This window comes from Kitasatospora sp. NPDC001539, from assembly GCF_040298565.1.
Lineage (GTDB): Bacteria > Actinomycetota > Actinomycetes > Streptomycetales > Streptomycetaceae > Kitasatospora.
In genome coordinates this window covers 1-7,473 of record NZ_JBEPAK010000302.1, presented here as the reverse complement: position 1 = coordinate 7,473, position 7,473 = coordinate 1, and the positions used below count along the sequence as shown (strand labels likewise).

The window sequence follows — 7,473 nt, the reverse complement described above, 5'->3', positions numbered from 1 at the left end:
GCGGGGGCGCTGCCGGCCCGGGCACTGGCTAGCCTGGGCCGGGGCCCGCGGGGCCGGCGCCGCGGTGGCGGCCGCGCTCCGCGGCCCGGTGGTCCGCCGGTGGTGAGAGGGGAGTGGGCGGGATGGCAGGGGCGAGGACACCCGTGCTCTACGTCGTGGTGTGCGCGGCGGGAGTCGCGGGCGGCGTCGGGGAGTTGATCTCCGCGGCGCAGGACCGGGGCTGGGACGTCGGCGTGGTGGCGACCCCGCTCGCCACGGGTTTCATCGACGTCGCCGCCATCGAGGCGCAGACCGGGCACCCCGTCCGCTCCGCCTGGCGCAAGCCGGGCGATCCCCGGCCGCTGCCCGACCCGGATGCCCTCGTCGTCGCACCGGCGACCTTCAACACGATCAACAAGTGGGCCGCCGGCATCTCGGACACCCTCGCGCTGGGGATCCTCTGCGAGTCCTACGGGTGGGGGATCCCCGTCGCCGTGCAGCCCTGCCTCAGCGCCGCCCAGGCGGCGCACCCGGCGTACGGGGAGAGTCTGGCGAAGCTGCGGCGGATGGGCGTGCGGATCGCCGACTTCACGCCCGGGGCCTACCGCTGGACGCCGGTGCTCGCGCTGCTGGAGAGCTGACAGGGTGGCTGGCCCGGCCCGGGGATCCTGGCACTGTGCGGGGTGGTCCCGGTGATCTCCCGGCGGTAGCGTCCGGGCAGGTCAGCGACGGTGCGGGAGGTCCCGGTGGCAGCGGTCAACGGCGAGGTGTCGTTCTGGTACGCGGCGAGCGGCCTCCCGGAGGCCGGGGCCGGCCTGCCGGGGGACCGGGACGTCGACGTGTGCGTCGTCGGCGGCGGGTACACCGGGCTCTGGACGGCCTACTACCTCAAGAAGGCGGACCCCTCCCTGCGGATCGCCCTGCTGGAGCGCCGCTTCTGCGGGTACGGCGCCTCGGGGCGCAACGGCGGCTGGCTGTACAACGGCTTCGCGGGGCGCGCAGCCTTCGCCGAGCGCTACGGGCGGCCCGGCGCGGCGGCGATGCAACGGGTGATGGACGAAGCGGTGGGCGAGGTCGCGGACGTGGCCCGCGCGGAGCGGATCGACGCCGACATCGTCCATGGCGGAGTGCTGCGAGTCGCCTGGAGCGAGCCGCAGTTGGGGAGGCTGAGGACGCACGTGGCGGCGGAGCGCGCGTACGGCGAGGGGCGGGTCGAGGAGCTCACCGCCGAGCAGGCCGCCGACCGGATCGGCGTCGCGGGCGTGCTGGGCGGGGTGTGGTCCCCGTACGGTGCCCGCATCCAGCCCGCCAAGCTGGTCCGCGGGCTGGCCCGGGTGGTGCGAGAGCTCGGCGTGGAGATCCACGAGAACACGGCCGTGACCGCCGTCCGGCCCGGCTCCGGCCGGAGCAGGCCCCGTGCCGTCACCCCGTACGGCACGGTGACCGCGGACCGGGTGCTGCGCGCCACCGAGGGTTTCACCGCCGGACTGCGCGGGGAGCGGCGCACCTGGCTGCCGATGAACTCCGCGATGATCGCCACCGAGCCGCTCCCCGCCGAGTTCTGGGCGCGGACCGGATGGCACGGCCGGGAAGTCCTCGGAGACTTCGCGCACGCCCACACGTACGCCCAGCGCACCGCCGACGACCGGATCGCGCTCGGCGGCCGGGGCGTCCCCTACCGGTTCGGCTCCCGGACGGACGCGGACGGCGGCACCCAGCCGGAGACCGTCCGCCAACTGCGCGCGATGCTGGACCGGTTCTTCCCCGCCGCCGCGCACGCCCGGATCGACCACGCCTGGGCGGGCGTGCTGGGTGTGCCCCGGGACTGGTGCGCCACCGTCGAGCTGGACCGGGGAAGCGGGCTCGGCTGGGCGGGCGGGTACGTCGGAAGCGGCGTGGCCACCGCCAACCTGGCCGGGCGCACCCTGCGCGACCTGGTGCTCGGGCGGGACACCGAGCTGACCGGGCTGCCCTGGGTGGGCCACACCGTGCGCCGCTGGGAGCCGGAACCGCTGCGCTGGCTCGGCGTGCACGCGCTGTACGCCGCGTACCACGCGGCGGATCGGCAGGAGGCGGCCGGACGTTCCACCACCTCGCCGATCGCCCGGGCCGCGGACCGGATCTCCGGGCGAATCTGACGACCCGTTCGAGCGGTGTGCGCGGTCGGGCGGCATGCGGTCCACGGTGGAGCGCGCACGGTTGGAGGCGTGCCGAGTCGAGCCCTCCCCGCCCTGTGCGCCGCCCTGCTGCTCTGCGCGCCCGCGGGCCGCGCGTACGCCTCCTCCGCCTCTCCCCCCTCCGTCGCGCAGGTGGTCGTCGCCGACCAGGCGTCCCGCCGCGTCCTCGTGCTGGAGTGGAGCGAGGAGCTGACGCGAAGTCAGCAAACGCAGGAGCCGGTGCTGGTGTGGTCCTGGACCGCGGACCGGGCGTCCGACCTCGCCGACCTCCACCCGGAGTGGAGCTGGACCGGTCCGGACGAGGCCAAGAGCCGGACGCTGGACGGCCGCCGCTATCTGCTGACCACCGCCTCCGGCGGACTCGCCGCCGTCGTCGACACCGCCACCGGCCGCAGCCGGTGGGCGGCGGACCTCGGCCGGGACGTCAACCCGCACAGCATCGAGCTGCTCCCGGACGGCAATGTCGCGGTCGCCGCGAGCGCCGGGGGCTGGGTGCGGTTGTACGCCGCCTCGCAGGGCTCGCGGGCGACCGCTCACGCGACCTTCCGCCTCGCCGGAGCGCACGGGGTCTCCTGGGACGAACGCACCGGCCTGCTCTGGGTGCTGGGCGACGACGAGCTGACCGGGCTGCGGGTCGGCGGCGCCCCGGACGAGCCCACCCTGAGCGCCGTCCGGACCGCTCCGCTGCCGGGCCGGGGAGGCCATGACCTCGCGCCGGCGCTGGGCGCGCCGGGCCGGTTCTGGGTGAGCTCGCTGACCGGCCTCTGGCAGTACGACCCCGCCGCCGACGGGTTCACCGCCGTTCGGCTGGCCGAGCCGGCCGACGAGCGGGACGTCAAGAGCATCGGCGACGACCCGGGCACCGGGCGGCTGCTCACGGTGCGCCCCGATCACCGCTCCCCGTGCGACTGGTGCACCTCGGTGATCCGGCTGCACCGTCCGGAGGGCGCGCGGACGCTGCGCGGGGCGCAGCTGTACAAGGCGCGCTGGTGGCCGGCGGCGGCCGCCCCCCTACCAGATGAGTGACGGACGGTAGTCGATCTTGCTCGGCGGGTCGCCGATACCACTCGTTCTGCTTACCGCGATCGGCTGATGGGGCATATTGTGTACCCCGGCAAACTACTCCAATGGAAGTCAGTTTCCCGTCACCGTCCTAAAACCATCTGCGGACCCGCGTCGACTGGGATAGCGTCGAAGCCGTCGGGGGGTTGGCACCGATCCGGTGTATTCGAACGTCAGTTACCGGGCCGTAATGGCCCGAATTGGTCATGGAGAAAATCATGCGGAATTCCCCTGCGGAAAAGCGGTCGGACGCCATCGACGATCTGCAGCTCGCCGTCGACTCACTGGCCGCATTCCCGTCCGGGAAGGCCGGCGCGGCCGACGTCACCGAACGGCTCGCGGCCGTCGCCGAACTCTGCCGCTCGGTCGACGCGGTGCTGGACAGCCTGGTCGTCCGGGCCGCGGCCGAGGCCGCCGAGGAGGGCTGGACAGCGGCCCGGATGGCGGCCGAACACTCCGGCTACTACGCCAGGTTGCAGCGTGCGCTGCTCCCTGCCGGGGCCGCGGCCGGGCTGACGCAGCAGTGAGCGCGGTGTTCCCCCGCGCGCACGTGCTGTCCTGCCCCACCCGCTGGAGCGACGTCGACGAGAACGGGCACATCAACAACGCCCGGCTGGTCGGCTACATCCAGGAGGGGATTTACGACCTGTTCTGTCACCACGCGACGGCCGTACGGGAATCGCTGTTCCCGTCCGGATTCATTATCGCGCGGCACGAGATCGATTACCTGGAGCAGCTGCACCACCGGCCCGAGCCATTGTCGGTGCGGCTGACCGTCGAGCGGATCGGGCGGAGTTCCGCGCAGGTCGAGGTGAATGTCTGCCGGGATCCCCTCACCTTTATGCGGGCGCGGACCGTGGTGGTCGCGCGGGACCGGGAATCCGGTCGCTCCCGCAAACTGAGCGAGAACGAGCGGCGCTTTCTCTCGGCATTTATGTCGGACACGGCGCGTGGCGAGGCCCTGACCCCGGCCACGCAGACGGTCGCGCCGGCCCAGCGGGTCGCGGCCCGCTCCGGCCCCGTGGTGGGCACGCAGCGCGGCACGCGCAGGCGGTGCCGAGCCTCGGCAGGCTGACCCCGCCGCCCGAACCGTGGACTCCCGTGCCGGTGACGGCGCGGGCCGGCGGCGTGATCGACAACGGCGTCGATCCGTTCGCCCGGCGGCGGCAGTGGCGGCAGCGCTGCGACGGGCTCCGGCACGGGCGGCACCGGCGGCGGCAGCACCGGCTCGGCGCCCAGGGGGACCGGACCGCGGCGCACGCCCGGCGACCTCCTCCGCGGCTGCGGATCCCGGCCCGGATCCGCGGGATCAGGCCGCTCCGAGCGCAGTACGCTGAGCAGCACGGGAACCGGTACGTCCCCCGGCGGTCACGGCCTGCGATGAGCGGCCCCGGACCCTCGGCCGCCGGTCCGGCCGGGATCCCGCGAACCGACCGGATGGAGGAAGCGATGACCATCTCCTGGCAGGAATTCCTCGCCCGCGTCGTGGAACGCGGAGAGTACCGCGGTGAGGCGGAGGCGGACCACGCCGTCCGGGTCGTGCTCGCCCTGCTCGGTGAGCACCTGGTGGGTGCCGAACGGAGCGAACTCGCCGACGCGCTGCCCGCGACGTACGCCCCGCTGCTGCGCGACGCCCAGCCCGCCGCCGAGCCACTGACCGCCGAGCGCTTCGTGTCGGCCGTGGTCGGCTGGATCGACGGGGCGACGCCGGCCACCGCGCAGTGGGACATCGGGGCGGTGCTCAGCACCGTGGCGGATCTGGTCCCGGAGGAACTGGTCGAGCGGGTGATCGAGCAGCTCCCTGACGGGTACGACCTGCTCTTCGGCCATCCCCTGCCGGCCTGAGGGCCCGCCGTCACGCGGGCGGATCGCCGGCCCGGTCGGGTTGGGCGGACCGCCGGGCGGATCGCCGGCCCCGTCGGGTCGGGCGGACCGCCGACCCTCGTCCCGCCGGGCGGGCTACCGTCCCGTGGTGGCCCGGAACAGCTCCGCCCCCGGGCCGGTCAGCTCGACCGGCCCGGCGCCCGGGCGCAGGTAGGCGGACGCGCCCGGGGGCAGCGCGAGGTCCGGGTGGCCGGGGGCGCGCAGCAGGGCGCGGCCCGCGACGCAGAGCAGGATCTGCGGAGCGGGCCGCTCGACGCGCACCGGGTGGTCGCCCGGCCGCACCAGGGAGAGTCGGAACTCCGCGGCCGGGGAGGGGAATTCCAGGGTGCCGGGCTCGGGGGTGAGGATCCGGGGCGGGCCCGTGCGGAAGGACGTCACCGCCGTCAGGCCGTCGATGTCGACATGCTTGGCCGTGAGCCCGCAGCGCAGCACGTTGTCCGAGTTGGCCATCAACTCCACGCCCGTGCCACGCAGGTAGGCGTGCGGCACCCCGGAGTCCAGGTACAGTGCCTGCCCGGCGGTGAGCCGGACGTGGTTGAGCAGCAGCGCGGCCGCCAGTCCGGCGTCGCCGGGGTACTGCCCGGCGACGCGGGCGTAGGCGGCACACGCCTCGGCGTACGGTCCGCCGGACGCCGCCGCCCGGGTCACGGCCTCGGTGACGGTGGCGAGTTCGGCCGGGCCGCAGGCCAGGGCCCGGCGCAGCAGCACGGGGAGCGCCTCGGCGGCCGGCCGGTCGCGCAGCAGGGCCGCCCAGGGGGCGAGCACACCGAGGGCGTCCAGCAGCCGGGCGGTCCCGGCGGCCGGTCGGAAACCGCAGAGGGCTTCGAACTCACCCAGAGCGCAGAGCAGTTCCGGTTTGTGCGAGCGGTCCTGGTACACCCGTCGCGGGGAGTCCCGGGGGATGCCCCGGGCCTCCTCGTCCGCGTACCCGGCCTCGGCCTGCGCGCGGGAGGGGTGGACCTGGAGCGACAGCGCCCGGTCGGCGGCCAGCACCTTGAACAGGAAGGGCAGCGCCGGGCCGAACCGCCGTACGGTGTCCGGCCCGAGCAGGCCGTCCGGGTCGGCGGCGATCAGCTCGTCGAGGGGCCGGCCGCCGACCCGGGACGGCGCCGAGGGGTGCGCGCCCATCCACAGTTCGGCCTGCGGGGTGCCGTCGGGCGCGGTGCCGGTGAGCGCGGGGATGGCGGTGGGGGAGCCCCAGGCGTAGCGGCGGACCGGGTTGTCGAGCAGGGCGTACGGCGGCATGGCGCGGGTCTCCGATCGGCGGCGGGGCCCGGCGCGGCCGCCACGGGCGGGGCCCGGCGCGGCCGCTGCGGGCGGGCTCCGAGTAGCAGCGGGCAGTCAGCGGCGGGCGGGCGGTCGCGCGGCTGGGCGGGCGGTCAGCGGCAGAGTGCCGCCGCCCCGATCAGCCCGGCATCGGTGCCGAGTTCGGCGCGGCGCACGTCCAGCCCGCGGACGTAGGAGAGGGCGGCGTAGCGGTCCAGGTGGCGGGCGAGCGGCGCGAACAGCACGTCCCCGGCGGTGGCGACGCCGCCGCCGACCACCACCCGGTCGAGGTCGACCAGGGCGGCCGTGGCGGCGATCCCGGCAGCCAGGGCCTGGGCGGCGCGGTCGAAGGAGGCGAGGGCGATCGGGTCGCCCGCCGCGGCGCACGCGGCGACGGCCCGGGCGGTGCGGTCCTCGCCGGGGGGCCGCCAGCCGTCGGCGAGTGCCCGGCGGGCGATCGCGGTGCCGCTGGCGAGGCCCTCCAGGCAGCCGCGCGAGCCGCACGGGCAGGGCTCGCCGTCGAGCTCGACGGTGATGTGGCCGAGGTGCCCGGCGTTGCCGCTGGGGCCCGGCCGGACGGTGCCGTCGAGCACCAGTCCGGCGCCGACGCCCGTCGAGACCACCAGGCAGAGCGCGTTGGCGGCCCCCCGGGCGGCGCCCTGCCAGTGTTCGGCGGCGGCCATCGCGACGCCGTCCCCGGCCAGCCGGACGGGCAGCGCGCGGGCGGCCACCGCGGGGTGCGCGGCGATCTCGGCGACCAGCGGGAAGCCCCGCCAGCCGGGGATGTTGACCGGGCTGACGCTGCCGTCGGCGAGGTCGACCGGGCCGGCGCTGCCGATCCCGACGGCCGTCACGCCGGCCCAGTCGGCTGCTGCGGCGAGTCGCTCCAGCACCTGGTGCACGACGGCGAGCACGGCAGGGCCGGGCTCCCGGGCGGGCGTGGGCAGCTGGAGCCGGTGCCGCAGCCGTCCGTCGCCGTCGACCAGCGCGCCGGCGATCTTGGTGCCGCCGATGTCGACGGCGGCGAACAGGGGGGTCAGCGGCACGGTGGGCTCCAGGCGGGGCGGGGTCGGCGGTGCCCCGGCCACGAGGGCCGGGCGCGGCC

At 75.9% G+C, this 7,473-nt stretch carries 8 protein-coding genes; 6 read left to right on the top strand and 2 right to left on the bottom strand.

Annotated elements, in window-relative coordinates; all coding sequences use genetic code 11:
- The first annotated feature begins 122 nt into the window (after nucleotides 1-122).
- The 6 genes from ABT247_RS29880 (at nucleotide 123) to ABT247_RS29855 (ending at nucleotide 5,063) form a co-directional block, all read left to right on the top strand.
- Nucleotides 123-620: a flavoprotein gene (locus ABT247_RS29880; RefSeq protein ID WP_350748662.1), complete on the top strand. Its 498-nt coding sequence runs from the start codon at nucleotides 123-125 to the stop codon at nucleotides 618-620.
- A 105-nt stretch (nucleotides 621-725) separates the two neighbouring features.
- Nucleotides 726-2,117 (top strand): NAD(P)/FAD-dependent oxidoreductase, encoded by a 1,392-nt coding sequence (locus ABT247_RS29875; protein ID WP_350748659.1) that lies wholly within the window; start codon nucleotides 726-728, stop codon nucleotides 2,115-2,117.
- A 69-nt stretch (nucleotides 2,118-2,186) separates the two neighbouring features.
- A complete protein-coding gene (locus ABT247_RS29870; RefSeq protein WP_350748656.1) occupies nucleotides 2,187-3,182 on the top strand; it encodes a DUF6528 family protein in 996 nt (331 codons plus the stop codon).
- A 254-nt stretch (nucleotides 3,183-3,436) separates the two neighbouring features.
- The gene (locus ABT247_RS29865) at nucleotides 3,437-3,745 is read left to right on the top strand and encodes a hypothetical protein (RefSeq protein WP_350748653.1); all 309 of its coding nucleotides are present in this window, start codon (nucleotides 3,437-3,439) and stop codon (nucleotides 3,743-3,745) included.
- Nucleotides 3,742-4,293 (top strand): acyl-CoA thioesterase, encoded by a 552-nt coding sequence (locus ABT247_RS29860; RefSeq protein WP_350748650.1) that lies wholly within the window; start codon nucleotides 3,742-3,744, stop codon nucleotides 4,291-4,293. The genes ABT247_RS29865 and ABT247_RS29860 overlap by 4 nt, the downstream gene beginning before the upstream one ends.
- A 374-nt stretch (nucleotides 4,294-4,667) precedes the next feature.
- Nucleotides 4,668-5,063: a DUF2267 domain-containing protein gene (locus tag ABT247_RS29855; protein WP_350748647.1), complete on the top strand. Its 396-nt coding sequence runs from the start codon at nucleotides 4,668-4,670 to the stop codon at nucleotides 5,061-5,063.
- A gap of 114 nt (nucleotides 5,064-5,177) precedes the next feature.
- On the opposite strand, the gene manA is transcribed toward ABT247_RS29855, so the two are convergent.
- Nucleotides 5,178-6,347, bottom strand: a complete 1,170-nt coding sequence (gene manA / locus ABT247_RS29850; RefSeq protein WP_350748644.1) for a mannose-6-phosphate isomerase, class I — start codon at nucleotides 6,345-6,347, stop codon at nucleotides 5,178-5,180.
- Between the two features lie 134 nt (nucleotides 6,348-6,481).
- Nucleotides 6,482-7,408 carry an ROK family protein gene (locus tag ABT247_RS29845; protein WP_350748664.1) on the bottom strand — a complete coding sequence of 309 codons (927 nt, stop codon included), beginning with the start codon at nucleotides 7,406-7,408 and terminating at the stop codon, nucleotides 6,482-6,484.
- Between the last annotated feature and the right edge of the window lie 65 nt (nucleotides 7,409-7,473).